This is a genomic window from Curtobacterium sp. ISL-83, from assembly GCF_018613895.1.
GTDB lineage: Bacteria > Actinomycetota > Actinomycetes > Actinomycetales > Microbacteriaceae > Curtobacterium.
The window spans coordinates 25,947-49,957 of record NZ_JAGGPH010000013.1 but is presented as its reverse complement, the minus strand read 5'-3'; the positions used below and the strand labels follow the sequence as shown (position 1 = coordinate 49,957).

The 24,011-nt window shown below is 71.9% G+C and carries 28 protein-coding genes and 1 riboswitch; of the genes, 16 read left to right on the top strand and 12 right to left on the bottom strand.

The window, feature by feature from the left end; translation table 11 throughout:
* Window positions 1-130 precede the first annotated feature (130 nt).
* Window positions 131-264, top strand: a riboswitch (FMN riboswitch).
* Between the two features lie 82 nt (window positions 265-346).
* The 3 genes from J7E22_RS12845 to ribH are packed head-to-tail and all read left to right on the top strand — an operon-like array spanning window position 347 to window position 2,231.
* Entirely contained in the window at window positions 347-1,003 is a 657-nt protein-coding gene (locus J7E22_RS12845) for a riboflavin synthase (RefSeq protein ID WP_214982178.1), read from the top strand.
* On the top strand, window positions 1,003-1,725 hold the full coding sequence (ribB, locus tag J7E22_RS12840; RefSeq protein WP_308159251.1) for a 3,4-dihydroxy-2-butanone-4-phosphate synthase: 723 nt from the start codon (window positions 1,003-1,005) through the stop codon (window positions 1,723-1,725). The genes J7E22_RS12845 and ribB overlap by 1 nt, the downstream gene beginning before the upstream one ends.
* Entirely contained in the window at window positions 1,722-2,231 is a 510-nt protein-coding gene (gene ribH, locus J7E22_RS12835) for a 6,7-dimethyl-8-ribityllumazine synthase (RefSeq protein WP_214982176.1), read from the top strand. Before ribB ends, ribH begins: the two co-directional genes overlap by 4 nt.
* Before the next feature lie 86 nt (window positions 2,232-2,317).
* Here the strand turns inward: ribH and J7E22_RS12830 are convergent, their stop codons facing one another.
* Together J7E22_RS12830 and J7E22_RS12825 are read right to left on the bottom strand one after the other, a co-directional pair.
* A complete protein-coding gene (locus tag J7E22_RS12830; protein WP_214982174.1) occupies window positions 2,318-2,488 on the bottom strand; it encodes a hypothetical protein in 171 nt (56 codons plus the stop codon).
* Window positions 2,489-2,554: 66 nt separating this feature from the next.
* Window positions 2,555-3,103, bottom strand: coding sequence for a TetR/AcrR family transcriptional regulator (locus J7E22_RS12825; protein WP_214982172.1), 549 nt, complete (start codon window positions 3,101-3,103; stop codon window positions 2,555-2,557).
* Window positions 3,104-3,238: 135 nt separating this feature from the next.
* Here J7E22_RS12825 and J7E22_RS12820 point away from each other — a divergent pair, with 135 nt between their 5' ends.
* The 5 genes from J7E22_RS12820 to J7E22_RS12800 all read left to right on the top strand — a co-directional run bounded on the left by J7E22_RS12820 (window position 3,239) and on the right by J7E22_RS12800 (window position 9,576).
* Window positions 3,239-5,272, top strand: a complete 2,034-nt coding sequence (locus J7E22_RS12820; protein ID WP_214982170.1) for an aldo/keto reductase — start codon at window positions 3,239-3,241, stop codon at window positions 5,270-5,272.
* Window positions 5,273-5,322: 50 nt separating this feature from the next.
* The gene (locus J7E22_RS12815) at window positions 5,323-6,330 is read left to right on the top strand and encodes a LacI family DNA-binding transcriptional regulator (RefSeq protein ID WP_308159250.1); all 1,008 of its coding nucleotides are present in this window, start codon (window positions 5,323-5,325) and stop codon (window positions 6,328-6,330) included.
* A gap of 189 nt (window positions 6,331-6,519) precedes the next feature.
* Window positions 6,520-8,106: an MFS transporter gene (locus J7E22_RS12810; protein WP_308159249.1), complete on the top strand. Its 1,587-nt coding sequence runs from the start codon at window positions 6,520-6,522 to the stop codon at window positions 8,104-8,106.
* Between the two features lie 303 nt (window positions 8,107-8,409).
* The gene (locus J7E22_RS12805) at window positions 8,410-8,919 is read left to right on the top strand and encodes a flavin reductase family protein (RefSeq protein WP_214982169.1); all 510 of its coding nucleotides are present in this window, start codon (window positions 8,410-8,412) and stop codon (window positions 8,917-8,919) included.
* Window positions 8,920-8,961: 42 nt separating this feature from the next.
* The gene (locus tag J7E22_RS12800) at window positions 8,962-9,576 is read left to right on the top strand and encodes a superoxide dismutase (RefSeq protein ID WP_214982167.1); all 615 of its coding nucleotides are present in this window, start codon (window positions 8,962-8,964) and stop codon (window positions 9,574-9,576) included.
* A gap of 200 nt (window positions 9,577-9,776) precedes the next feature.
* Here J7E22_RS12800 and J7E22_RS12795 read toward each other — a convergent pair whose 3' ends face one another.
* On the bottom strand, window positions 9,777-10,352 hold the full coding sequence (locus J7E22_RS12795; protein ID WP_214982165.1) for a TetR/AcrR family transcriptional regulator: 576 nt from the start codon (window positions 10,350-10,352) through the stop codon (window positions 9,777-9,779).
* Window positions 10,353-10,500: 148 nt separating this feature from the next.
* Here J7E22_RS12795 and J7E22_RS12790 point away from each other — a divergent pair, with 148 nt between their 5' ends.
* The gene (locus J7E22_RS12790) at window positions 10,501-11,472 is read left to right on the top strand and encodes a carbohydrate kinase family protein (RefSeq protein ID WP_214982163.1); all 972 of its coding nucleotides are present in this window, start codon (window positions 10,501-10,503) and stop codon (window positions 11,470-11,472) included.
* A 118-nt stretch (window positions 11,473-11,590) separates the two neighbouring features.
* Here J7E22_RS12790 and J7E22_RS12785 read toward each other — a convergent pair whose 3' ends face one another.
* From J7E22_RS12785 to upp, 5 genes are all read right to left on the bottom strand, one after another.
* The gene (locus J7E22_RS12785; protein WP_214982161.1) at window positions 11,591-13,051 is read right to left on the bottom strand and encodes a serine hydrolase; all 1,461 of its coding nucleotides are present in this window, start codon (window positions 13,049-13,051) and stop codon (window positions 11,591-11,593) included.
* Window positions 13,048-14,397 (bottom strand): deoxyribodipyrimidine photo-lyase, encoded by a 1,350-nt coding sequence (locus J7E22_RS12780; RefSeq protein ID WP_214982159.1) that lies wholly within the window; start codon window positions 14,395-14,397, stop codon window positions 13,048-13,050. The genes J7E22_RS12785 and J7E22_RS12780 overlap by 4 nt, the downstream gene beginning before the upstream one ends.
* Entirely contained in the window at window positions 14,394-14,900 is a 507-nt protein-coding gene (locus J7E22_RS12775; RefSeq protein ID WP_374193277.1) for a MarR family winged helix-turn-helix transcriptional regulator, read from the bottom strand. Before J7E22_RS12775 ends, J7E22_RS12780 begins: the two co-directional genes overlap by 4 nt.
* 348 nt (window positions 14,901-15,248) lie before the next feature.
* Entirely contained in the window at window positions 15,249-16,019 is a 771-nt protein-coding gene (locus J7E22_RS12770) for a winged helix-turn-helix domain-containing protein (RefSeq protein WP_214982155.1), read from the bottom strand.
* Between the two features lie 482 nt (window positions 16,020-16,501).
* Entirely contained in the window at window positions 16,502-17,137 is a 636-nt protein-coding gene (gene upp / locus J7E22_RS12765; protein ID WP_214982153.1) for a uracil phosphoribosyltransferase, read from the bottom strand.
* Between the two features lie 111 nt (window positions 17,138-17,248).
* Here upp and J7E22_RS12760 point away from each other — a divergent pair, with 111 nt between their 5' ends.
* Window positions 17,249-17,680, top strand: a complete 432-nt coding sequence (locus J7E22_RS12760; RefSeq protein WP_214982459.1) for a nucleoside deaminase — start codon at window positions 17,249-17,251, stop codon at window positions 17,678-17,680.
* Window positions 17,681-17,750: 70 nt separating this feature from the next.
* On the opposite strand, the gene J7E22_RS12755 is transcribed toward J7E22_RS12760, so the two are convergent.
* Complete coding sequence (locus J7E22_RS12755) at window positions 17,751-18,128, bottom strand: hypothetical protein (protein WP_214982151.1); 378 nt, start codon at window positions 18,126-18,128, stop codon at window positions 17,751-17,753.
* 83 nt (window positions 18,129-18,211) lie between these two features.
* Window positions 18,212-19,168, bottom strand: coding sequence for a cation diffusion facilitator family transporter (locus J7E22_RS12750; RefSeq protein ID WP_214982149.1), 957 nt, complete (start codon window positions 19,166-19,168; stop codon window positions 18,212-18,214).
* A gap of 83 nt (window positions 19,169-19,251) precedes the next feature.
* Here J7E22_RS12750 and proC point away from each other — a divergent pair, with 83 nt between their 5' ends.
* The gene (gene proC / locus J7E22_RS12745; RefSeq protein WP_214982147.1) at window positions 19,252-20,082 is read left to right on the top strand and encodes a pyrroline-5-carboxylate reductase; all 831 of its coding nucleotides are present in this window, start codon (window positions 19,252-19,254) and stop codon (window positions 20,080-20,082) included.
* Between the two features lie 36 nt (window positions 20,083-20,118).
* On the opposite strand, the gene J7E22_RS12740 is transcribed toward proC, so the two are convergent.
* Window positions 20,119-20,814, bottom strand: a complete 696-nt coding sequence (locus J7E22_RS12740) for a TrkA family potassium uptake protein (protein ID WP_214982145.1) — start codon at window positions 20,812-20,814, stop codon at window positions 20,119-20,121.
* Complete coding sequence (locus tag J7E22_RS12735) at window positions 20,807-22,240, bottom strand: TrkH family potassium uptake protein (protein WP_214982143.1); 1,434 nt, start codon at window positions 22,238-22,240, stop codon at window positions 20,807-20,809. The genes J7E22_RS12740 and J7E22_RS12735 overlap by 8 nt, the downstream gene beginning before the upstream one ends.
* A 71-nt stretch (window positions 22,241-22,311) precedes the next feature.
* Between J7E22_RS12735 and J7E22_RS12730 the strand changes: the two genes are divergently transcribed.
* The 5 genes from J7E22_RS12730 (at window position 22,312) to J7E22_RS12710 (ending at window position 24,004) form a co-directional block, all read left to right on the top strand.
* Window positions 22,312-22,827, top strand: coding sequence for a helix-turn-helix transcriptional regulator (locus J7E22_RS12730; protein WP_214982141.1), 516 nt, complete (start codon window positions 22,312-22,314; stop codon window positions 22,825-22,827).
* A gap of 132 nt (window positions 22,828-22,959) precedes the next feature.
* Window positions 22,960-23,154, top strand: coding sequence for a helix-turn-helix domain-containing protein (locus J7E22_RS12725; RefSeq protein WP_111080648.1), 195 nt, complete (start codon window positions 22,960-22,962; stop codon window positions 23,152-23,154).
* A 122-nt stretch (window positions 23,155-23,276) separates the two neighbouring features.
* Window positions 23,277-23,375 carry a 30S ribosomal protein bS22 gene (locus tag J7E22_RS12720; protein ID WP_003792170.1) on the top strand — a complete coding sequence of 33 codons (99 nt, stop codon included), beginning with the start codon at window positions 23,277-23,279 and terminating at the stop codon, window positions 23,373-23,375.
* An 84-nt stretch (window positions 23,376-23,459) separates the two neighbouring features.
* A complete protein-coding gene (locus J7E22_RS12715) occupies window positions 23,460-23,714 on the top strand; it encodes a glutaredoxin family protein (protein WP_214982139.1) in 255 nt (84 codons plus the stop codon).
* The gene (locus tag J7E22_RS12710; protein ID WP_214982137.1) at window positions 23,711-24,004 is read left to right on the top strand and encodes a Dabb family protein; all 294 of its coding nucleotides are present in this window, start codon (window positions 23,711-23,713) and stop codon (window positions 24,002-24,004) included. The genes J7E22_RS12715 and J7E22_RS12710 overlap by 4 nt, the downstream gene beginning before the upstream one ends.
* The last annotated feature ends 7 nt before the right edge of the window (window positions 24,005-24,011 follow it).

Genomic DNA, 24,011 nt, shown 5'->3' with positions numbered 1-24,011 from the left:
ACGGGAGGCGCGTGGCGGCCCCGCACCGCGCCTCCAGTCCGCCGGTCGGCGGTCGGTGTGACGCGGCGTGTCGTCGGCCGCGCTCGACGGGCGCGACCGCCGTCGGCGTGGGGTATCGTTCCGACTACGCAAGCGCTCCGGGGTCGGTGAAATTCCGAACCGGTGGTGACAGTCCACGAACTGATGACGGGTGCGAACCCGCCAGAGGTTGACCCGGTGGGATTCCGGGACCGACGGTGAGAGTCCGGATGGGAGGAAGCGCTGGCGGGCAGGGCACGTTCCGTGCACCCGTCCGCCGATGCCGACGTCCGTCGAGCACACCCGGAGTCCCGTTGAGAGGACACCAGTGTTCACCGGCATCATCGAGGAACTCGGCACCGTCACCGCCGTCGAGCAGCACGGCGACTCCGTCGCGCTCACCGTCCGCGGCCCCCTCGTGGTCGCCGACGCCCGCCACGGCGACTCGATCGCGACCAGCGGCGTCTGCCTGACCGTCGTCGAGCAGACCCCCGACACCTTCACCGCCTTCGTCATGAAGCAGACGCTCGACATGAGCGCCCACGGCACGCTCACGGTGGGGGACCGGCTGAACCTGGAGCGCGCCGCCTCGGTCGGTGACCGGCTCGGCGGCCACATCGTGCAGGGGCACGTCGACGGCACCGCGACGGTGCTCGCGACCGCGGACGGGGACGGCTGGCGCCGGGTGCGGTTCGCGCTCACACCGGACCTCAGCCCGCTCGTGGTCGACAAGGGCTCGATCGCGATCGACGGTGTCTCGCTGACGGTGAGTGCCGTCTCCACCGAGGACACCGACCCGGCGGACGCCTGGTTCGAGGTCAGCCTGATCCCGGAGACGCTCGAGGCCACGACGCTCGGCGACCGGGTCCCCGGCGACCGCGTCAACATCGAGACCGACGTGCTCGCGCGGCACGTCCGCCGGATGCTCCGGCTGGACGCCGCGGCTGCGTCCGTCGAGGCCGCTGTCGGACAGGAGGCCCGGTGATGGGCACCGAGACGCGCCCCGCCACCGACGTGGTCACCACCGACGTGGCCAACCCCGGCGACGTCGTCACCGGGTTGTCGAGCGTCGAGGACGCCATCGCCGCGATCGCCGCGGGGCGCCCGGTCATCGTCGCGGACGACGAACACCGCGAGAACGAGGGTGACGTCATCCTCGCGGCGGAGCTCGCGTCGCCCGAGTGGATCGCCTGGACCGTCGCACACTCGTCGGGGTTCATCTGCGCACCGGTGAGCGCCGCCATCGCGGACGCACTCGACCTGCCCCCGATGGTGCAGCACAACGAGGACGTCCGCGGGACCGCGTACACGGTGACCGTCGACGCCGCCGTCGGGGTCACCACCGGGATCAGCGCGCACGACCGTGCACGGACGCTCCGGGTGCTCGCCGACCCCGCCTCGGTCCGCGCCGACCTGCACCGACCCGGGCACGTCGTGCCGCTCCGCGCGAAGCCCGGTGGCGTCCGGGAGCGTGCGGGGCACACCGAAGCAGCGATCGACCTCGTCACGGCGGCGGGACTCCGCCCGGCGGCGGCGATCTGCGAGATCGTCGACGAGGACGGCGGCATGATGCGTCTGCCGCGCCTCGTCGAACTGGGGGCGCGCGAGGGCGTGCCCGTCATCACCATCGCCGCGCTCGCCGACTGGCTCGACGCGGCTGACCGGGTGGCGGCAGCGTCCGCGCCCACGGAGGGAACGACACGATGAGCGGTGCTGGTGCAGCGGAGCGCGACCACGTCGACGGCGCGGGCGTCCGGGTGGCGATCGTCGCCGGACAGTGGCACGACGTCATCGCATCCGGCTTGCTCGCCGGTGCGCAGCGCGAGGTCGAGCGGCTCGGTGCGACCGCCGAGGTGATCCCCGTTCCCGGCAGCTTCGAGCTCCCGGTCGTCGCGCGGACCGCGCTCGAGACGGGCTTCGACGCCGCGGTGGCGCTCGGGGTGATCATCCGCGGGGGCACGCCGCACTTCGAGTACGTGTCCGACGCCGCGACGAGCGGACTGACCCGCGTGGCGATCGAGACCGGCAAGCCCGTCGGGTTCGGCGTGCTCACGCTGGACGACGAGCAGCAGGGCATCGACCGCGCCGGGCTGCCGGGGTCGAAGGAGGACAAGGGTGCCGAGGCGGCGCACGCCGCCATCGCGACCGCGGTGACCCTGCGCGGACTGCGCGAGCGTGCCGGGGTCGAGCAGAGCCTCCCGTCCGCCCGGTAGCCGGAACGAGGAACGGCCCCGCACCGGAGGGTGCGGGGCCGTTCGACGTCTGTGGCTGTTCGCCGCCTGCGATCGGTCTTCGGTGACTACCGCTTGCCGAACACGTGGATCGGCAGGAAGAACGAGAGGCTCATGAGGAGCACGCCGGCCATGAAGATGAAGGCCTGGCCCGAGCTCACCTGGAACGCGAAACCGAACAGGTACATCGACACCAGCAGGAGCAAGATCGAGAAGACAGCGGCGAAGATGCGGCCCACGGTGGTACCTCCGGAATCAGCGGGTGGTTCAGAGCACAGTCTATCCCCAGCAGCGGGGCCGGTCGTTCACCGGCCGGGCTTCGTCGCGATCACGCGGTCCACGACGGTGAGCAGTGCCTCCATGTCGATGGTGCTCGGCTTCGGGCTGGTCTGACTCGCCGCACCGAGGGACGCCTGGTGGTACAGGCCGTCGCCGAGCAGCTTGACCGCCTGCGCCGTCGGCACGTCACCGAGGGCGTCGACGAGGGTGACGAGCCACGCGTCCTCGGTCTCGTCGAGGGTGCGACCGGCCTCGTCGTAGCCCGCCTGCTGCAGGCGGCTCGCGGCCAGGAGCGCCAGGTCGAGCTCGCTGCCGACGTACTGGCTGTTCCGCACGAAGTACCGTGCCGCGCCGTCCTCGGCGTCGCGCATGCGGTCGACGTCGAGCGCGGCGAGGTCGGACAGCCGTTCGCAGAGCCCCTCGACCAAGGCCGCCTTGGACCCGAAGTGGTAGAGCAGACCGCCCTTCGAGACACCGGCGCGCGCGGCGACCGCGTCGAGGGTGGCCGGACGCTCGCCCTCCTCGCACACGATGGCGACGAAACTGTCCAGGACGCGATCGCGGGCACTTGCCATGCGCCGAGTCTAGAGAACCGTGCACCCGCTGGTGTACCAACGAGGTCGTGAACGTTCACGAAGTCCTTGTCACGACGACTGTGCGCGGATAGCGTCGCCGTGACCGTGAAGGTTCACGAGACGAACAGGATCCGCATGTCAGCGCAGACCGCGACCACCTCCTCCAGCCCGTCCGACGGCACCGAACGGCCCGGGTGGGCCGTCCTCGGACCCGGGGGGATCGCCCGCCGGTTCCTCTCGCAGCTGCCGTCGAGCGCAGGCACGCTCGTCGCGGCGGGCAGCTCGTCGCCCGAGCGCGCGCAGGCGTTCGCGGACGACGCGGTCGAGCACGGGTTCCCGGACGTCACCGCGGGGACGTACGACCAGGTCCTCGCCGACGCGGACGTCGACGCCGTCTACGTGTCGACGGTCCACACCGGCCACGCAGCGCTGGTGCTCGCCGCGCTCGAAGCAGGCAAGGCCGTCCTCTGCGAGAAGCCGCTCGCCCCGAACCACGGCACCGCGATGGCCCTCGTCGACGCCGCACGCCAGGCCGGCCTGCCGCTCGTCGAGGCCTTCATGTACCGCTTCCACCCGCAGACCGCGGCGCTGCTCGACCTGGTCCGGTACCGCGCTATCGGGGACGTCACCCACGTCGACGCCTCGTTCGCCTTCCGCTCGGGGGAGCGGACCGGGCGGCTGTTCGACGTCGAGACGGCCGGCGGCGGGATCCTCGACGTCGGCGGCTACCCGGTCACGATGGCCGCCGCGATCGTGCAGGCGGCCACCGGCGTCGCGGTCGCGGAACCCACGACGCTCACCGCGACGGGGACGCTGGGGCCGACCGGGGTCGACGAGTGGACCACCGCGCACCTGGAGTACCGCGGCGGCATCACCGCGGCCGTCCGCACCGGCGTGCGCGTGCAGGACGAGAACGCCGTCACCGTGTACGGCTCGCGTGGCCGCATCCTGGTCACGGATCCCTGGACCCTCGGCGACGACCCGACGATCGAGATCCGCACGGTGGACGACGACCCGCGCACGCTCTCCTTCGCCGGGGAGCACCCCTACGCCCGCGAGGCCGACGCGACCACCGAAGCCCTCCGCTCCGGCCGGGTCGACGCCGCGCTCATGACGACGGACGAGACCCTCGCGACCGCGCGGACCCTCGACCGCTGGCGCGCGGCGATCGGTCTCCGGTACCCCTTCGAGGCCGAGACCGCCGACATCCCCACGGTCAGCCGACGCCCGCTGACCGTGCAGCCGGACAACCCGATGCGCTTCGGCGAGATCCCCGGCGTCGGCAAGCGCCTGTCCCGCCTGGTGATGGGCGTCGACAACCAGCCGGACCTGGCGCACGCGAGCGCGATCTTCGACCTGTTCGTCGAGCAGGGCGGCAACGTCTTCGACACCGGCTACATCTACGGCGGCGGGGTGCTCGAGGGCCGGCTCGGCAAGTGGATCCAGAACCGCGGGATCCGCGACGACGTGGTCGTCATCACGAAGGGCGCACACACCCCGTACTGCGACCCGGAGTCCCTGACCCGGCAGCTGCTCGAGAGCCTGGACCGCCAGGGCACCGACCACGCGGACATCTACATGATGCACCGCGACAACCCGGACATCCCGGTGGGGGAGTTCGTCGACGTCCTCGACGAGCACCGTCGCGCCGGCCGGATCCGGGTGTTCGGCGGCTCGAACTGGACCCCTGCTCGCTTCGACGAGGCGAACGCGTGGGCGGCCGCGAACGGCAAGTACGGGTTCGAGGTCCTCAGCAACCACTTCGGTCTCGCCGAGGCGTACGACGTGCCGTGGGACGGGTGCGAGCACGTCACCGATGCCGCATCGAAGGCGTGGTTGGAGGAGCGTCAGGTCCCGCTGCTGCCGTGGTCGTCCCAGGCTCGCGGGTTCTTCACCGGACGGGCCGCCCCGGACGACACCAACGACGCCGAACTCGTGCGCTGCTACTACTCGGACGACAACTTCGAGCGGCTCCGCCGTGCCCGCGAACTCGGCGACCGGTTCGACGTGCCGGCCACGGCGATCGCCCTGGCGTTCGTCCTGCACCAGCCGTTCCCGACGTTCCCGCTGTTCGGGCCTCGCACCATCGCCGAGGCCCGCTCGTCGATGCTCGGGCTCTCCGTCGACCTGACGCCCGAGCAGGTGGCGTGGCTCGACCTGCGCGGCTGACCGCCGTGTCGGCCCAGTCGGGTACGTGTGCGGAGCCGGGGGCGGGGCCTGTGTCGGTCTCCGAGCCGACGGCCGCACCGACCCGCGCCACGATCCACGACGTGGCCGCGGCGGCCGGGGTCTCCCGGCAGACCGTGACCCGCGCGATGAACGGGATGTACGGCATCAGCGTGGCCACGAAGGGGCGGGTCCTGGCGGCGGCAGCGGCGCTCGACTACCGCCCGTCGCGGTTCGGGCGGGGGCTCGTGATGGGCGGCGAGCACCAGCTCGGGCTCGTCGTCAGCGACCTCCGCAACCCGTACTCGCCCGAGCTCGCCGCCGCGGTGCTGCGGCTCGCGGCGGCCAAGGGGTGGAACGTGATGCTCGCCGACGTCGAGCTGTCCGGGGACTCCGACCGCGCGGTGCAGGCGCTGGGTGCGCAGACGGACGTCGTCATCGGGTACCTCGGATCGCGTGCGGCAGAGTGGATCCAGCGGCTCGGGACCGTGCCCGTGGTGGAACTCGACCCGTCCGGCGAGGTCCTCCGTGCAGCCGTCCGGATCGACCCGGGTCCGGCGGTCGAGGACCTCGCCGACCACCTGGTGTCCGTGGGTGTGCGGCACCCCGTGGTCGTCGACGCGTCGGGGGACGGGCGCCCGAGTCAGCGGGGCGTGCTCATGCTCGATGCACTCCGTCGGCGCGGCTACCTGCCGGAGATCGCCGTCGCGCCGTCCGCCACCGCCGAGCACGGCGCAGCCATGACGACCAGGGCGCTCGAGCGGTTCCGCCGACTCGACGCGGTGCTCGCCTTCAACGACGTCACGGCACTCGGGGTACTGGCCGCGTGCCGCCGCGCTGGCGTCGACGTGCCGGGGGCAGTCCGTGTGGTGGGCGTGGACGGGCTGTCGCTCGGCACGCTCGTCGCACCGACGCTGTCGACCCTCGCCGTGGACCTCGACGACGTCGCCCGTCAGGCGCTCGACGTCGCGCTCGGGATGCTGTCGGGAGCGCTCCCGCGGTCCGGCCCGACCGTCCAGCGGACGGTGCACCACCGGCTCCTGCTCCGCGAGTCCGCGTAGCCGTCACCCACCGGCCGGGAGGCGCGTGGCGGATCCCGCCACGCGCCTCCCGGCCGATTCTGTTGCACTTGCAACCATAACCGTCCAGACGGTACACTTACGGAGTCCTGACGGGGCGCGTGCCGACACCGCGTCCCGTCTCGTCTGTCCGCCGTCGACCTGGTCCGGCCCGAACCCCCGGGAGTCACCGTGTCCGCCCTGCTCACCAGCCCCGTCCCCACCAGCTCCGTCCCCATCGGCAGCCGCGCGCGACGGTTCCTGGCCCTCGCCGTGCTGATGCTGCCCGTGCTCCTCATCTCCGTCGACAACACCATCCTGAGCTTCGCGCTGCCGTCGATCACCCGGGCACTCGACCCGAACGCCACCACGCAACTCTGGATCGTCGACGCGTACCCGCTGGTCCTGGCCGGCCTGCTCGTCGTGATGGGCAGCGTGGGGGACCGCATCGGCCGACGTCGCATCCTGGTCATCGGCGCCACCGGCTTCGCGGTCTTCTCGGTCGCCGCGGCCTTCGCCACCGACGCCTGGATGCTCGTCGCCGCGCGCATCGCGATGGGGGTCTTCGGTGCGATGCTCATGCCAGCGACCCTGTCCATCATCCGGAACGTCTTCACCGACGCGCGGGAGCGGCGGATGGCACTCGCCGTCTGGTCCACGATGTTCGCCGCGGGCAACGCCCTCGGGCCGCTGCTCGGCGGGACCCTGCTCGCGCACTTCCACTGGGGCAGCGTGTTCCTCGTCGCCGTCCCGATCCTGGTCCTGATGCTCGTCGGCGTGCCGTTCTGCGTCCCGGAGTCCCGCGACCCCGCGCCCGGCCCCGTCGACGTGCTGAGCATGCTGCTGTCCCTCGGCACGCTCGCCCCGATCGCGTGGGCGATCAAGTCCGTCGTGCACCCCGACGAGCGTGGGCTGGCCCTCGCCATGCTCGCGGTCGGCATCGTGTGCGGCATCGCGTTCGTCCGCCGGCAGCTGCGTTCCCGCACGCCGATGCTCGACCTGCGGTTGTTCCGCACGCGGGCGTTCACCGGCAGCGTGCTCATGAACCTCGCGGCGATGTTCTCGCTCACCGGGTTCCTGTTCTTCATCGCGCAGCACCTGCAGCTCGTCGCCGGTCTCGACCCGTTCATGTCGGGCGTCGTCCTGGTCCCCGGGTCGGTGCTCACCATCGTCGCGGGGCTCGCCGTCGTGCCGATCGTGACCCGGGTCGCGCCGCGGTGGGTCGTCGCCGTCGCGCTGCTGTTCTCGGCCGCGGCCTACGCGATGGTGGCCCTGCTCGGGCACGACGCGACGATCGTGGCGCTCGCCGTGGCGTTCGCGCTGCTCGGCATCGGGATCGGCGCCTCGGAGACGGTCACGAACGACCTCATCATCGCGACGGCGCCGGCGGACAAGGCCGGAGCGGCGTCGGCGCTGTCCGAGACCGCGTACGAGATCGGTGCCGTGCTCGGCACCGCAGTGCTCGGGACGATCCTGGCCACCGCGTACCGGACGCACGTGGTCGTGCCGGACGGGCTCTCGGGCTCGGCGCACACCGCGGCGCAGGAGACCCTCGGTGGTGCGGTGTCCGCCGCGGCGGACCTCGGTGGGTCGGCGGGGCAGGCGCTCCTCGAGTCCGCGCGTGCGGCGTTCGACTCCGGAGTCACGGTGACGTCCGGGGTGGCGGCCATCGTCATGGTCATCACGGCGGTCGGTGCGCTCGTGATGCTGCCGCGGCGTGCCGACGGTGCGCCTCGGCGGTCGGTCCACGAGTCCGCGAGCGGGCACACGGAGTCCTGACGGCCGCGCCGGTCCGCGACGGTCGGCCGTCGGCCGGGCGCGAGCAGCGCGACCAGCGCGACCAGCGCGACCAGCGCGACCAGCGCGACCAGCGCGTCCAGCGCGACCAGCGCGACACGGGAGGCGCGGTGCCAGCCGGCACCGCGCCTCCCGTGTGTGCGGAATGCCGCACCATCCGCGGAACGGCGCGCCCGGGATCGGGTGAACCTGGGAATCGTTGACCTGAACCGGGGTTGAAGTCCTACGTTGGGACATGTCCGCACAGCGGCGGCGCCCCTCTCCCGAAGGAACGACCAGATCCCCATGCCCGACGAAGCACCGGTGAACCTCGCCGACGCGTACAAGGCCGCCTTCCGCGGTCACCCTGCCGGCGTCGCCGTCATCACCGCCGAGGGCCCAGACGGCCCCACCGGCCTGACCGCCTCCAGCGTCGCCAGCGTCGCGGTCGACCCGCCCGTCCTGGTGTTCTCGCTGTCGACGCAGTCCGGGTCGGCGGGCGTCGTGCTCGGCGCGCCCCTGTTCGTCGTGCACCTGGTCGACTCCCTCGGCGTCGCCCTCGCCCGACGGTTCGCCGCGACCGGTAGCCCGGCGGCCGACGACCCGATCTGGTCGACCCTGCCCTCCGGGGACCACTACCTGCCCGGTGCCGCGACGGCCCTGCGCTGCCGTCCGCTCTCCACGACGCCGATCGGTTCGTCGACGGTCGTCGTCGCTGAAGTGCTCGACATCGTCGTCGGCCTCGACCACGGGGAGCCGCTGGTCTACCACAACCGGGAGTTCCACTCCCTGACCGATCGTTCCCGGCTCTCCTGAGCCGCGGAGCCCGTCCCGACCACCGATCGAAAGGAAACTCACATGGCTGAGTACACCCTGCCGGAGCTGCCGTACGACTACGCAGCGCTCGAGCCGCACATCAGCGGCAAGATCATGCAGCTGCACCACGACAAGCACCACCAGGCCTACGTGACCGGTGCGAACACCGCGCTCCAGCAGCTCGGCGAAGCCCGCGAGTCCGGCAACTTCGCGAACGTCAACAAGCTCGAGAAGGACCTCGCGTTCCACCTCGGTGGCCACGTGAACCACTCGATCTTCTGGACCAACCTCGGCCCGGAGACGAAGGTCCCCGAGGGCGAGCTCGCCGCCGCGATCGACGAGTTCTTCGGCTCGTTCGAGAAGTTCCAGGCGCAGTTCGCCGCCGTGGCCAACGGCATCCAGGGCTCCGGCTGGTCGGTCCTGGCGTGGGACGTCGTCGGGCAGAAGCTCAGCACGTTCCAGCTGTTCGACCAGCAGGGCAACATCCCGTTCGGACTCGTCCCGATCTTCATGCTCGACATGTGGGAGCACGCCTTCTACCTCGACTACCTCAACGTCAAGGCGGACTACGTCAAGGCCGTGTGGAACATCGTCGACTGGGAGAACGTCGCGGCGCGCTTCGCGAACGCGCGCTCGCAGAGCTTCGTCACGCTCTGAGCTGACCACTGACGAGCTGACCACTGACACACGGGAGGCGCGGTGCCGGCTGGCACCGCGCCTCCCGTGTGTGCTGCGGCTGCGCTCCTGCTCCTGCTCCCGCTCCCGCTGGTGCTGGTGCTCCCGCTCGTGCGAGGTTGGTGAGTCCGTGCGCGGGATCGACTTCGCACCGAGCGACGATCCCTGCACCACCGAGCGGCTCAGACCAACGCGACCTGGACGCCCGCAGCGAGCCGGTCGGCGATGCGTCGGAGCGCGGGGTCGACGGCCGTCCGCTCCGGTTCGACGATCGCGCCCCACTGCACCCCGCGCGCCGCAAGCACGCCAGCGCGGGCAGCCCGCCGCGCGTCGGACGCGCAGTACCCGTGCGCACGACACCAGGCTGCGAGCAGGGCCACCTGCCGCTGCTGGAACGTGCGCTCCCGATCGTGGCCGTCCAGTGACTCCACGCAGCCGAGCTCGAAGGTCAGCCGCGCCGCGAGTGCTCGTCGTGGGTCGTCGAGGCCGCCGAACACCCGCACCAGGTGGTCGGCCAGCGCGCGGTCGTCACCGTCGGGATCGAGCGTGGAAGCCTCGAGGGGAGTCGTCAGGTGCTCGACGACGGAGTCGATGAGGGCCTCTCGGCTCCCGAAGTGGTACACGATCGGGTAAGCACTGGTGCCGAGCACCCGGCCGAGACTCCGGACGGACACGTCCTCGAGCTTGGTCTCCTGCAGGTGCTCCGCGACCTTCGTCAGGATCGCCGGCTTGAGCGTCGGGTCGGGCTTGCGGGGCATGGCGGTCTCCGAGCAGGTCGAGGGGGACGAGGATCGTGCGGCGATCATGCAGTATGTTACCCACTGTATGCCGCGCCAGCCGACCACGCCACCGCGGGCGGGCGTCGCAGAACCGGAGCATTACTCGGCTACGGGTAGACTGTCCGGTATGTCCGCACCCGCAGAGCCCGCAGCAGCCGCCCCGCGTCCCGTGGGTGCCCGTGCTGACCGGACGGTCGCGGGGCGTCGTCGCGGAGCCGGGAAGCGCTTCCTGGTGGTGGGGGACGTGCTCGACGGCGTGCTCGTGCAGACGACCGCAGCGGAGCCGGGCGACCACGACCCCGCTGCCGTGATCCGGCACCGGCCCGTCGGTGCGGCCGGCAACACCGCGACCTGGCTCGGCTGGCTCGGGGCCGAGGTCGACCTCGTCGCCCGCGTCGGTGTGGACGACCTGTACCGCCACGAGCGGGCCATCGAGGACGCCGGGGTGCGTCCGCACATCCGCTACGACGCCAGGACGGCGACGGGAGCCGTCGTCTCGGTGCGCAACGACACCGGCCGGACCGCGATGAGCGACCCCGCGGCGAGCGGATCCCTGACCGCGGACGACGTCCCGCTCGACCTCGTCGCGCGGGCCGACATCGTGCACCTGACCGGGGCGGCGATGCTCAGCGGTGGAGCGGCACGGATCACCGAGTTCGTCGCGAGGGCACGGTCGGGTCCGGGTCGCATCACCCTCGACCCGTCGTCGGCCGCCGTCGTCCGCGACATCGGGGCCGACGCGTTCCTGGCCGCGATCGACGGGGTGGACGTGCTGTTCCCCGGCATCGACGAGGCCCTCGCGCTGACCGGCGCGACGGATCTGCACCGTGCCGTCCGCGCATTGACCGAGCACGTGCCGCTCGTGGTCGCGACGGCCGGACCCGACGGCGTGGTGGTCGGGCGTGCCGGTCGGAGTCCGCAGCGGGTCCCCGCCACCCCGGCGACGGTGGTCGACACCCTCGGCGCCGGTGACGCCTTCGCTGCCGGGTTCATCCGCGCGTGGGCGACGGACCCGGTGCGCGTGGCCGCGGCCGCGCGCGAGGGGACGCGGGTCGCTGCCCGTGCGCTCGGGTTCGTCGGAGGGCGTCCGCCGGTCTGATGCCAGCGGGTCGGCCTCCGGGCAGCCCGCACCGCGTGCAGCGGCGGCCCGGCGGCAGCGCTTCGGCAGCCCGCTGTGGCCGGGCGTCAGCGCTTCGGCAGCCCGGTGTGGCGTGGCGTCAGCGCTCCACGGGTTCGGCGACCACCGAGAGTGTCTGGACGAGGCCCGCGGCGAGCGGCGCGAGGCGGATCTCGACGCGGAGCCGTCCCGCCGTCCCGGGCAGCCACCACCGCAGGTGCGTCGGGGTCCGGGACTCCTCGGCGATCGGTGCTGCCGACAGGTCCGCACCCACCTCGTCCACCGCGGCCGCGATCGCGCGGCGACGTCGCTCGTACGGCACGTCCATGGCGACGTTCGGCGTGCAGATCCGGTCGGCCAGGTCGTCCTGCCACGCCGCCAGCAGTCGTCCCACTGATTCCTGCGCCGCGCGCGTCGCCGTGACGGCCGGAGCGAGTCCGCGCACCGGGCCGCCACCCTGCTGACGTCCGCCGGCCGGACCCGCTCCGCTCGCCGTCGAGCCCGCCAGCACGAGGTCCAGGGCGCGATCCGCCGCTGCCGACACCTTGGCCTGCGTGGCGTTCTCGAACGCCACGACACCGATGCCGTCCTGCACCGACCACCGCATGTGCGCCGAGAACCCCGGGTAGCCACCGGAGTGCGACACGATCTCCCCGAAGCGGTCGTCCTGCTCGACGAACAGGCCGAACCCGTAGCCCGTGGCGCGGGACGACCCCGGCACCACGGCCGACGGCACGACCCGCATCGACTGCTGCATCAACCGTCGGTCGGCGGGGGACACCGGGCCGGGCTCCGGCGCCGGTCCGGAGGCGGAGGCGAGGTGGGTCGCCCAGCGACTCAGGTCGCGCACGGTCGAGAAGAGCCCGCCGATCGGCGAGAACGCGCCGGGTCCGGTGAGCGCCAGTGGCTCCCACCCGTCATCACCCGGTCGGAAGCCGGTGACGACGTGGCCGCGCGCCTCGGCGGCGCTGAAGACGGAGTCCGCCAGCCCGAGCGGCTCCAGCACCGTCTCGGTCGCCACAGCGGTGTACGGCCGTCCGGTGACGGCGGTGATGACCCGCCCGAGCAGGGCGTAGCCGAGGTTCGAGTAGGCGAACCGTGTGCCGGGGACGGAGTCGAACAGCAGACCGGCCCGGAGCACCGCGTCGAGGTCGTCGTCGGTGATCGATTCCTGGCGGTCGGCCCACGGGTCGTCGGTGGGGAATCCCGCGGCCATCGTCAGCAGCATCCCGAGCGTGGGGACGGGGGAGTCCGGCGTCGGCAGGGCGACCTCCGCGAAGGCCGGGACAAAGTCGGTGACGGGCGCGTCGAGCGCGACGCGGCCGGCGGACACCAGACCGAGGAGGGCGGCAGCCGTGACGCTCTTCGTGCAGGACGCGATGCGGTAGACGGTGTCAGCGTCGGGGGCGAGGCCGTCCCCGCGGTCACCGTGCCCGCCGGAGGCCACCAGCCCCGACCGGTCGAACACGCCCCACACGCTGCTCGGGGCGAGTCCGCGCTCCACGCGCTCGCGGAACACCGCGTCGACCGTCGCGTGCAGGGCGGGATCGACCGAGGTCACGAGTTGCGCATCCGGTCGTACGCGGCGAGTGCGCGCTGCCGGGTCACCTTGAGGTCGAGCATCGGCTCCGGCCGGAGTTCGTCCGACGGCACCCAGCGGTGCACGTACTCGCGGTGCGGGTCGAAGCGCTCGAGCTGCCGGTCCGGGTTGAACACGCGGAAGTACGGTGCCGCGTCGAACCCGGACCCTGCGACCCACTGCCAGTTCGCCGCGTTGTTGGCGGAGTCGGCGTCGACGAGGGTGTCCCAGAACCACTGCTCGCCCACGCGCCAGTCCACGAGCATGTTCTTCACGAGGAAGCTCGCCGTGGCCAGCCGGACGCGGTTGTGCATCGCGCCGGAGTGCCAGAGTTCCCGCATGCCCGCGTCGACGAGGTCGAAGCCGGTCGTGCCGGTACGCCAGCGGTCGATCTCGGCGTCGGAGGCGTCACCCCACGGGAAGGCGTCGAACTCCCGGCGCACGTTCACGGTGGTGATGTCCTCGCAGTGGAAGTACTCGTTCCAGTTGAACTCGCGCCACGCCAGCTGCCGGAGGAACGCCGCGGCGTGCTGCCGTTGCTCGGGCTCGAGTCGTCCGTGCAGCCGGTGCCACACCTGGTACGGGCTGACCTCTCCCCATCGCAGGTGGGGGGACAGGTCGCTCGTCGCTGCCATCGCCGGCTCGTCGCGGCGGTCGTAGTCCTCGAGGCCCTCGGCCACGAAGTGCTCGAGGCGCTCGTGCGCGCCGTGCTCGCCGGGCTGCCACGCGTCGCGCAGGCCGCCCGCCCAGTCCGGGTGCGTCGGGAGGAGTTCCCAGGCGTCGAGGTCGTCGCTCGCGACCCGGGGCGCGGCGGGCAGGTCACGCGGCGACGGCAGCGGGTGCCGGGGCTCGGGCATCGCCTGGACCGCACGCCAGAACGGCGTGAACACCTTGTACGGCTCGCCCTGTCCGGTGAGGACCGTCCACGGTTCCCAGAGCAGGTTGGCGGCGAAGCTGTGCGCCGCGATCCCGCGTTCGGTCAGCCCGGTCTTGATGCCGGCGTCGAGATCGCGCTCGGCACGCCCGTAGCGCCGGTTCCAGAACACGGCGTCCGCGTCCGCGTCGGCGACGAGGTGGTCGATCGCCGCCGCTGCCGGTCCGCGTCGCAGGACGAGGTGCGACCCGCGCTCGCGGAGGTCGGCGTCGAGCGCGACGAGCGACTGGTGCAACCACCACCGGCTCGCGGCTCCGAGCGGTCGGATGCCGGCGGACTCGTCGTCGAGCACGTACACCACGGTCAGGGGGCCGCCGTGGTCGATCCCGGCCCGGAGTGCCGGGTTGTCCGCGAGCCGCAGGTCGTCGCGGAGCCAGACGAGCGCGCCGGTCACGCCGTCGCCGTGTCGGGGACGACGGGCGCCGGGCGGTGGTGCGAGGTCGTGCTGGCCGCGGCCACCCGGAGCTTCGTGCAGAGCTCGGCGAGGGTGCGGAGCTCTGCATCGTCGAGGCCGGCTCCGACCTGTTCGGCGATGGTCGAGGCATGCTGCACGGCGACCTGCCGGTAGACGTCGAACCCGTGCGCGGTCAATGCGACGATCACCCCGCGGGCGTCCGTCGGGTCGGGCTGCTTCTCGACGATGCCGCGCGACGCCAACCGTTCGACCAGTCGACTCACGCTCGGCTGGGTGAGCAGCAGGTGCCCGGTGAGCTCGCGCATCCGGCAGCGCCGCCCGGGCTGGGTCGACAGGTTGAAGCAGACGTCGTACTCGTTGAACGAGATCTCACCGCCCGGGAAGTCGGCGTTCAGGTTGCGCATCACCGTGACCTGGGCGCGGAACAGCGCTTCCCAGGCGGCCACGGCGGCGGCTCGGTCGTTGCGGCGTGACTCGCTCACGGACGCGCTCCCTCCGGTCAGCGGTCCGACCACACTACCGACGGCCGACGACACCGGGCTGCGCTCTGGCCGCGCACCGCTCGCAACGGTCCGCACGGGGAGGACGCCGGACGTGACGAAGGCCGGTCACCCGACTGGGTGACCGGCCTTCTCCCTTGCACCAAGAGTGTCCTGCAATCACATTCCGCAGCCGGTGCCACAGCAAACACCGTCTGCACGCATGACTGTATAACGAAGAGGTAACGGCGCGCTAGCGCTGATCGAGTTCGGTCGCTGGAAGTTCACCAAGAGCACCCGGTGCGCTGCCGGAGTGCGGTCGGCCGGTGCGGCATCCGGGCCGAGCGTGTCTCAGAAGAGGTCGGGCGACGGCGTCGACGCGTAGCGGACCGCGACGTCCGCGTGCCGGTCGAACCGGTAGCCCACACCGCGCACGGTGCGGACGATCTCCTCGAACGCGCCGAGCTTCGAGCGCAGTCGTCGCACGTGCACGTCGATGGTGCGCTCGTTCGGGGTCTCGTCCTCGCCGTCCGACCACAGTCCGTCGATGATCGCCGCACGGTCGACCGTCTGGCCCTCCCGCAGCACGAGGAACTGCAGGAGCTCGAACTCCTTGTACGTCAGGGGAGCAGCCTCGCCGTCGAGGGTGACGCGCTTCCGCGAGATGTCGATGACGACACCGGTCTCCTCGGGCACGGGCTTCTCGGCCTGCTTGCGCGCGGCGACGGCCGAACGGTCCTGCAGCGCGAGGCGCACCACGTCCACGTCACGGCCACCGGAGTGCTCCGCGGCGACGGCGACCGCGGCGTAGGTCTCGGACGTCGGCACCAGCTGCGCGGTCAGGGCCTTCAACTGCTCGACCACGGCCGCGAGGGTCGTCCCGGCGGCGGCGGCCTTCGCCTCGTCGATGCCGACGTACAGCGCGAACCCGCGGGCCTCGGTGCCCTCGGGGAGCGCACGGTTCCGCGGCGGGGCGACGACCGGGCTGGTGGGGACGGTGCCGGCGACGGGCGTCGCCGGAGCCTGGCGACGGGGTCGGATGGGGGTGACGGTGCCGAGGTCGGTCGGCACGGGGGTGCTGGTGCGGAGCGCGGTGCGGGGCTGGGCGATGGTGAGCGACATGGCGGTTCTCCGGGCGGTGTGGCCGCTGCGCGGTGTGGTGCGCGACGGCCGGTGTCGAATGCGTCGACCCGGGTACGGCGGAAGCCGTGGTGCCCTGCGGTCCTGCTGCGGACCGGGGCCGACCCGGGGGATACAGGAGACAGACCTCGTGGCGTGGTGCGCGTCGCCGACGGTGTCCGTCACCCGGGGATCACTCGCGCGCGACGGGGGTGGTGTCGCGGGGGATCCAGCTGGAACGGGTGCCGATCAGGCACACATTCGACAACGCATGACGGCGGTGGCCGGCATCATCATGCCGACGGTCCCCTGGGCCTCGACGAGGACGCGGGCGGACACGGTTGCAGTCATGCCATGAGTATCAGCGGTATACCAAGCGTGTGTCAACCGTCCGGGCGGACGGTTCCGGATGCGGGGCGACCCGCAACGGACGGGAGGCGCGTTGCGGGCTCGCAACGCGCCTCCCGTCCGGCGGGTGGACGGGTCTACTCGGCCAGCCCGTAGAGACGGTCGCCCGCGTCGCCGAGGCCGGGCACGATGTAGCCGTTCTCGTCGAGCTTCTCGTCGAGCGCCCCGAGGACGATCGAGACGTTGCGGTCACCGACGGCGCGTTCCACCATCGCGAGGCCCTCGGGCGCGCCGAGGATGCACACGCACGTGACCTCCTGCGCCCCACGGGCGAACAGGAAGTCGATCGCGGCCGCGAGCGTGCCCCCGGTCGCGAGCATCGGGTCGAGCACGAAGCACTGCCGCCCGGACAGGTCGTCCGGCAGGCGCTCCGCGTACGTCTGCGGTTCGAGCGTCTGCTCGTTGCGCGCCATGCCGAGGAACCCGACCTCTGCCGTGGGGACGAGCTTCACCATCCCCTCGAGCATGCCGAGACCGGCGCGGAGGATCGGCACCACGAGGGGCCGCGGCTTCGCGATCGAGACGCCCATGGTGTGTGCGACTGGCGTGTCGATCGGTGTCGCCGTCACGCGCACGTTCCGGGTCGCCTCGTACGCCAGCAGCGTCACCAGTTCTTCGGTGAGGGCACGGAACGTGGGGGAGGGCGTCGTACGGTCGCGGAGCACCGAGAGCTTGTGGGTGATGAGCGGGTGGTCGGCGACGTGGACTCGCATAGGGTCGAGCGTACCGTGCCGCGTGCCGACCGGCGGTCGCGGGCGTCCCCGACGTGGTCGGCGAGGAGCCGTCCCGTGGAAGAGCCAGCAGCCCGCCCGTTCGTCCCCGCGATGCGGCTCGCGCTCGACGAGGCCCGTGCGTGTCTGGACACCGGGGACGTGCCGGTGGGCGCCGTCGTGCTCGACCGGTCGGGGGCCGTCGTCGCCCTGGGGCGGAACGAGCGTGAGGCACGACAGGACCCGACCGCGCACGCGGAGGTCCTGGCGCTCCGCGCGGCCGCCGCCGTGACGGGCGACTGGCACCTGTCAGAGCACACGCTCGTCGTGACGCTCGAGCCGTGCCCCATGTGCGCGGGCGCGATCCTCGCAGCCCGGGTCCCGCGCGTGGTGTTCGCGGCGTGGGACCCGAAGGCCGGGGCGTCCGGGAGCGTCTACGACATCAGCCGGGACCGGCGGCTGCCCCACCGGTCCGAGGTCCTCGGGGGTGTGCTGGAGCAGGAGAGCGCCGCGCTGTTGGACGCGTTCTTCGCCGCGCGTCGCTGACGCGACCGACCGACGGACGGGAGGCACGTGGCGGCGTCGCCACGTGCCTCCCGTCCGGTGCTGGTGCGGTTCAGTGCCAGAGCACCGCGATGAGGACGTTGACGATGGCCAGCGCGCCCGCCGAGTGGAAGAACGGCAGGGCGGCCGCAGGTTTCGCCTCGCCCCGGTCGGCCTTCCGCTGCCGGGCGCGTGCGACCAGCGCGAGGACCAGGGCGACGACGGCGATCACGAGCTTCACGCCGAGCTTCGCGTGGTTCGCGCCGGTCTCCGTCGTGGCGTCGAGGATCCCCAGCATCCCCAGGCCGGTCACGAGCTGCGTGATCAGACCGGTGATGGTCCAGAAGGTGTCGAAGTGCTCCTTGCGCCGCATCTGCACCAGGAACGCGCCGATCACCGCCGCGAGGCCGATGAAGTGCAGGATGAGCAGGACGTCGAAGAGCACGGTCATGGGCCCATCCTGGAGCATCCGCTCGGCGTGCTGCCACCAAGGGGAGCCTCACCCGGGGGCGTCCGAGGGGGCGCCCGAGCGGGTCAGTCGGCGGCGCGGATGACGATCGCCTCGGTCGGCGGGCGGGGGCCGGTCCGGAGCACGTCCGGTTCGACGTAGATCACGCGGGCGATCGGGACCGCCGTGCGGACCCGCTGCTCGAGCGTGTCGATGCCCGCGGCGACGTCCCCGAGACGTCGGTCGCCGTCGACCGCGACCTTGACCCCGACCATGAGCTCGTCCGGGCCGAGGTACAGGGTCTTGATGTGGATGATCGAGTCGACCTCGGGACCGTCGAGGACCGCGTGCTTGATCCGCTCCACGTCGGCGGCGGTCGCGCCCTCGCCGACGAGCAGGCTCTTCGTCTCGATGCCGAGCACGACGGCCACGGCGATCAGGAGCGCGGCGATCAGGATCGTGCCGATCGCGTCGAACAGGCCGTTGCCGGTCAGGGCGGTGAGCCCGACGCCGAACAGCGCGAACACGAGGCCCAGGAGCGCCGCCGTGTCCTCGAGCATCACGACGGGGAGCTCCGGTGCCTTGGCGCGACGGACGAACTGCACCCAGGACTGGCCGCCCTTCTGCGGTGCGGCTTCCCTCAGCGCCGTGCGGAGCGAGAAGCCCTCGAGCCCGATGGCGATGAGGAGCACGACGACGGGCAACCACCAGTTGTCGAGCGGGTGCGGGTGGGACAGTTTCTCGATGCCCTCGTAGAGCGAGAACACACCGCCGACCGAGAACAGGATGATCGACACGACGAAGGCGTAGACGTAGCGTTCGCGGCCGTAGCCGAACGGGTGCTCCTCGTCGGCGGCGCGACGGGCCTGACGACCGCCGAGCAGCAGGAGCAGCTGGTTCGCGGAGTCGGCGAGGGAGTGCACGCCCTCGGCCAGCATCGACGCGGAACCGCTGATCGCGGCCGCGATGAACTTCACGATCGCGATGCCGACGTTCGCGCCGAGTGCGGCGAAGATCGCCTTCGTGCCTCCGGATGCGCTCACTGCTGGTCCCCTCCTCCTGGCCGACGGCACGGGACTGCTGTCGGCCTGACCCCCGATCCTAGGCGGTGGATAGGGTCGGGGGCATGACCATCGCACTGCCCCGCACCGCGCTGCTCGGCGTCGGCTCCATGTCCGGAGCGGTCCTCGACGGACTGCTCGCCGCCGGCCTCGACCCGGCCGTCGTGACCCTGACGACGAAGTCCGAGGCGTCGGCCGCCGCACACCGCGAGCGCGGGCTCGACGCGCACGCGAGCGACACCGAACCGGACGCGAACCGGGTCGCCGTCCGGGGCGCCGGGCTCGTCGTGCTGGGGGTGAAGCCGTACGCGATCGGGGACCTGCTCGCCGAGGTCGCGGCCGACCTCGAGCCCGGGGCGGTGGTCGTGAGCGTCGCCGTCGGCACGACGATCGCCAGCATGGAGGCCGTGGTCCCGGCCGGCGTCCGGGTGGTGCGGGCGCTGCCGAACACCCCGATCGGGGTCGGGCGTGGCGTGACCGGCATCAGCGCGGGGGACTCGGCTGACGCGGGCGCGGTCGCCCTCGCGTCGTCGGTGTTCGCGGTGTCCGGCGTGGTGATCGAGGTCCCCGAGCAGCAGCTCGACGCGCTGTCCGCCGTGTCCGGATCGGGTCCGGCGTACGTCTTCCTGCTCATCGAGCAGTGGCAGCAGGCTGCGGAGTCCCTCGGTTTCACGCACGAGCAGGCCGAGGCGATGGTGCAGGGCACGCTACGCGGCGCGGTGGAGCTGCTCGCCGCATCGGGCCGGGAGCCCGCGGACCTCCGACGAGCCGTCACGAGTCCCGGGGGGACCACCGAGCGTGCGATCGCGGTGCTGCAGGACGCCGACCTCGACGGCGTGTTCCGCTCGGCGTCGGCGGCCGCGATCGCCCGGGCCGAGGAGCTCGCTGCCGGCTGACCCGCCGACTGACCGTGCCGGGCGTGGCGGTCGTCGTCACTCGACGGCGGCGAAGCGCTCCAGGTCGGCCGTCGCTCCGGACACGATGATGACGTCGTCCTCGCCGATCACGCTCTCCGCGGTCGCCGGGGTGAAGACCTGACCGGGGGTCTTCACGCCGAGCACCGTCAGCCCGAACCGGGTGCGGATCACGGTCGTCGCGAGGTCCTTCCCGCGCACCGACCGCGGCGGGAACATCTTGACCACGGCGAAGTCGTCGTCGAACTGGATGAAGTCGAGCATCCGGCCGGACACCAGGTGGGCCGTCCGCTCACCTGCCTCGCGCTCCGGGTAGACCACGTGGTTCGCGCCGATCCGCGACAGGATCGTGCCGTGCGAGCGGCTGATGGCCTTCGCCCAGATCTGCGGGATGCCGAGGTCGACCAGGTTCGCGGTGATCAGCACGCTCGACTCCAGGTCGCTGCCCGTCCCGACGACGGCGATCGGGAAGTCCTGCGCCCCGATCTGGCGCAGGGCGTCGATGTCCGTCGCGTCGGCCTGCACCGCGTGGGTCACGCGGTCCGACCACTTCTGCACCAGGGCGGCGTCGGTGTCGACGACCAGGACCTCGCGGTCCTGTCGCTCGAGCTGCCCGGCGGTGGCGGCGCCGAAGCGGCCGAGGCCGATGACGAGCACGGGCGCGTCGTGGCTGACGGCGCCGAGCGGGTGCGGCGTACGGGTGCGGTCAGCCAACGATCGGCCTCTCCTCGGGACGGCGGAACAACTGCCGGCTCTGGCTTGCGGCCAGGGCAGCGGCGATCGTCACTGTACCGACCCGACCGAGGAACATGGTGGCGGCCAGGACGTACTTGCCCGACTCCGGCAGGTCCGCCGACACCCCGGAGGACAGGCCGCACGTCGCGAACGCCGAGATCACCTCGAAGAGCACCCGGTCGAGCGAGTCATCGGTGATCTGCAGGAGCACGATCGTCGCGACCGCGACGATCGTGGCGCCCCACAGGACCACGGCGACCGCGACCCGGAGCACGTCCCCGGGGATGCGGCGGCCGAACGCCTCCATGCTCTGCCGCCCCCTGGCCTCGGCGACCGCCGCCAGGAAGAGCACCGCGAGCGTCGTCACCTTGATGCCGCCCGCCGTCGAGGCCGAGCCGCCGCCGATGAACATGAGCATGTCGGTCAGGAGCAGGCTCGACCCGTGCAGCTGGTCGAAGTCGACGAGCGAGAAACCTCCTGATCGGGTCATCGCCGACAGGAACAGGGCCTGGAACGCGGTCCGTCCGGCCCCCTCGTCCCCGAAGGTCCGCGGGTTCGCGGCCTCGAGCGCGATGTACACCACGGCGCCGCCCACCAGGAGGACGGCGCTCGTCGTCAGGGTGAGCTTCACGTGGATCGGCCAGCGGCGCGGGGCGCGGAGCTGCTTCGTCAGCGCGCGGATGACCGGGAAGCCGATGGAGCCGGCGATGACGCCGATCATCAGGAGCGTCAGGAACCAGTAGTCGTGGGCGAAGGGCTCGAGGCCGGTGGCGTTGGGGGCGAAGCCGGTGTTCGTGAAGGCCATCGCCGCGTAGTAGAACGAGTCGCCGACGGCGTCCCAGAACGGGATGCCGAGCACCAGGACGCTCGGCAGCAGCAGGACGCCGAGCACGATCTCGATCGTCAGGGTGCTCACCGCGACGGTCGCGAGCAGCGTGCCGACCTCGCCCAGCCGGACCGCCTGGCCCTCCGGGACCGCACCGTGGTGGGTCCGCAAGGGGTTCGAGTCGCCCGCCGCCATCAGCTTCGCGCGGAGCCCGAGCTTGCGGGTCACGAACAACCCGAGGATCGACGCGAAGGTGAGGACGCCGACGGCACCGATCTGGGTGCCGATCACGACGAGCGTCTTCCCGAACACCGACCAGTGCGTCGCCATGTCGACGGTCGCGAGCCCGGTGACGCAGACCACCGACGCCGCGGTGAACAGCGCGTCCGCGAAGTGCGTCGTCCGCCCGTCCGCGGCGGCCCACGGTGTCATGAACAGCGACGTGAACAAGAAGACCAGTGCGATGAACACCAGGATCGCGAGTCGCGACGGTGAGGAGCGCAGGATCCCTGCGATCTGGCCACCCCGGCGACGCCGCGACCCGGTCGACGTGGTCAACGGCTCCGTGCTGTCGAGCATCGTATGCCTCCGAGGACATGGGCGGGACGGTTCGCATGGTACATCGGCGACGGCGCGGCTAGCCTTGCCCCATGGCCGACATCTTCTCCGTCGTGGCGGATCCCACCAGGCGTGAGTTGCTCGGTGCACTCCTCACCGCGTACGGGTCGGACATGACCGGTGGGGAGCTCAGCGTGGGGCAGCTCGTCGAGAAGCTCGGCGTCAGCCAGCCGACCGTGTCGAAGCACCTGCGGGTCCTCCGCGACAACGGGCTCGTGACGACTCGTGAAGAGGGCCAGCACCGCTACTACCGGCTCGACCCGGAACCCCTCCTGCGCGTGGAGGACTGGGTCATGCCCTTCACGAGCGCCGTCGACGCGGACGGGACCCCGGCGACGACCTCGTGGACCCTGGACGGGCAGCCGGTGTCCTTCCGTCGGAAGGGCGCGTCGGGCAAGGCATCGGTCGAGGTCGGTACGGAGCTCGGCCGGGTGATGGCCGAGGCGTCCCACCGCGCGACGAGTGCGTTCTCCGGGGCGCAGCAGGGCTGGGAACGCGTCGTCGACCGGAGCCGGAAGCGCTTCGGGCGCCGTGGCGACGAGGACTGACCGGATCGAGACCCCAGGCCTGTGGACAGCGATCCCACCGGCCCCTACAGTGTCCAGTGACCACACAGGTCACATCGATCCCGCGCGGCCGGTCCGATCCGGTCCGGCGCGAGTGAGCCATGAAGGCGGACCATGACCGGCAGTTTCGACGACGTGCGCTTCCTCACCGTCGCTGAGGTCGCCGAGATGATGCGGGTCTCCAAGATGACCGTCTACCGCATGGTCCACGCCGGAGAGCTGCCCGCGATCCGGTTCGGTCGCTCGTTCCGCGTGCCGGAGTCCGCCGTCGCCGAGGTGCTGCGCGGCGGCATCGCGGACGTCGGCTGACACGCGCGGCTCGTCCCGGTCCGTTCGACATCGCGTTCCGGCTCCGCTAGACTCGGCGGGGTTGTTTTTCCGCGGTCTCGTTGGCCCGGTGTCCACACAACATCAGTCCGAGTGAGGTCCGTATGGGTTCTGTCATCAAGAAGCGCCGTAAGCGCATGGCGAAGAAGAAGCACCGCAAGCTGCTTCGCAAGACGCGTCACCAGCGCCGCAACAAGAAGTAGGTCCCAGACCTCAGCGTCAAAGCCCCGGTTCGCCGGGGCTTTCGCTGTTTCCGGGGGCGGTACGGGCGTGGCTAGCATGGGGGTATGCCCGCCGTGACGCTCCTGACGAAACCCGGATGCCACCTCTGCGACGACGCCCGCCCCATCGTGGAGCGCGTGGTCGCAGAACACCCGGGTGTCACGTTCGAGGAACGATCGATCCTCGACGACGACGCCCTGCGCGAGGAGTACGCGGAGGACATCCCGGTCGTCCTGGTCGACGGGCGAGTCCACAGCAACTGGCACGTGGACGCCGACCGGCTCCTCCGTGCTCTCGAGAAGGCCGAGGCCCGCGCATGATCACCCACGTCGTCTCCTGGACGGTCCGAGCGGACCTCGACCGCGCCGCGACCATCTCCCGCATCCGCGAGCTGCTGGTCGGGCTCGTCGGCGTGGTCGACACGATCCGGTCCCTCGAGGTCGTCGGCAACGTCGCGTACCCGGGGAAGAACCAGGACGTCGCCGTCGTCGCGACCTTCGACGACCTCGCCGGCCTCGACGCGTACGTCGTCCACCCCGACCACCAAGCTGCGGCAGCGCAGATCCGCGAACTCGTCACGGGGCGGGCGGCCATCGACTGGGAATCGTGAGTCGCGC

Bases quoted from the DNA above. Each gene is read 5' to 3' on its own strand.
- ribB (WP_308159251.1), top strand. From the start codon at position 1,003: ATGGGCACCGAGACGCGCCCCGCCACCGACGTGGTCACCACCGACGTG.
- ribH (WP_214982176.1), top strand. From the start codon at position 1,722: ATGAGCGGTGCTGGTGCAGCGGAGCGCGACCACGTCGACGGCGCGGGC.
- J7E22_RS12825 (WP_214982172.1), bottom strand. From the start codon at position 3,103: ATGGCAAGTGCCCGCGATCGCGTCCTGGACAGTTTCGTCGCCATCGTG.
- J7E22_RS12820 (WP_214982170.1), top strand. From the start codon at position 3,239: ATGTCAGCGCAGACCGCGACCACCTCCTCCAGCCCGTCCGACGGCACC.
- J7E22_RS12805 (WP_214982169.1), top strand. From the start codon at position 8,410: ATGCCCGACGAAGCACCGGTGAACCTCGCCGACGCGTACAAGGCCGCC.
- J7E22_RS12800 (WP_214982167.1), top strand. From the start codon at position 8,962: ATGGCTGAGTACACCCTGCCGGAGCTGCCGTACGACTACGCAGCGCTC.
- J7E22_RS12795 (WP_214982165.1), bottom strand. From the start codon at position 10,352: ATGCCCCGCAAGCCCGACCCGACGCTCAAGCCGGCGATCCTGACGAAG.
- J7E22_RS12790 (WP_214982163.1), top strand. From the start codon at position 10,501: ATGTCCGCACCCGCAGAGCCCGCAGCAGCCGCCCCGCGTCCCGTGGGT.
- J7E22_RS12770 (WP_214982155.1), bottom strand. From the start codon at position 16,019: ATGTCGCTCACCATCGCCCAGCCCCGCACCGCGCTCCGCACCAGCACC.
- upp (WP_214982153.1), bottom strand. From the start codon at position 17,137: ATGCGAGTCCACGTCGCCGACCACCCGCTCATCACCCACAAGCTCTCG.
- J7E22_RS12760 (WP_214982459.1), top strand. From the start codon at position 17,249: ATGCGGCTCGCGCTCGACGAGGCCCGTGCGTGTCTGGACACCGGGGAC.
- J7E22_RS12755 (WP_214982151.1), bottom strand. From the start codon at position 18,128: ATGACCGTGCTCTTCGACGTCCTGCTCATCCTGCACTTCATCGGCCTC.
- proC (WP_214982147.1), top strand. From the start codon at position 19,252: ATGACCATCGCACTGCCCCGCACCGCGCTGCTCGGCGTCGGCTCCATG.
- J7E22_RS12735 (WP_214982143.1), bottom strand. From the start codon at position 22,240: ATGCTCGACAGCACGGAGCCGTTGACCACGTCGACCGGGTCGCGGCGT.
- J7E22_RS12730 (WP_214982141.1), top strand. From the start codon at position 22,312: ATGGCCGACATCTTCTCCGTCGTGGCGGATCCCACCAGGCGTGAGTTG.
- J7E22_RS12725 (WP_111080648.1), top strand. From the start codon at position 22,960: ATGACCGGCAGTTTCGACGACGTGCGCTTCCTCACCGTCGCTGAGGTC.
- J7E22_RS12720 (WP_003792170.1), top strand. From the start codon at position 23,277: ATGGGTTCTGTCATCAAGAAGCGCCGTAAGCGCATGGCGAAGAAGAAG.
- J7E22_RS12715 (WP_214982139.1), top strand. From the start codon at position 23,460: ATGCCCGCCGTGACGCTCCTGACGAAACCCGGATGCCACCTCTGCGAC.
- J7E22_RS12710 (WP_214982137.1), top strand. From the start codon at position 23,711: ATGATCACCCACGTCGTCTCCTGGACGGTCCGAGCGGACCTCGACCGC.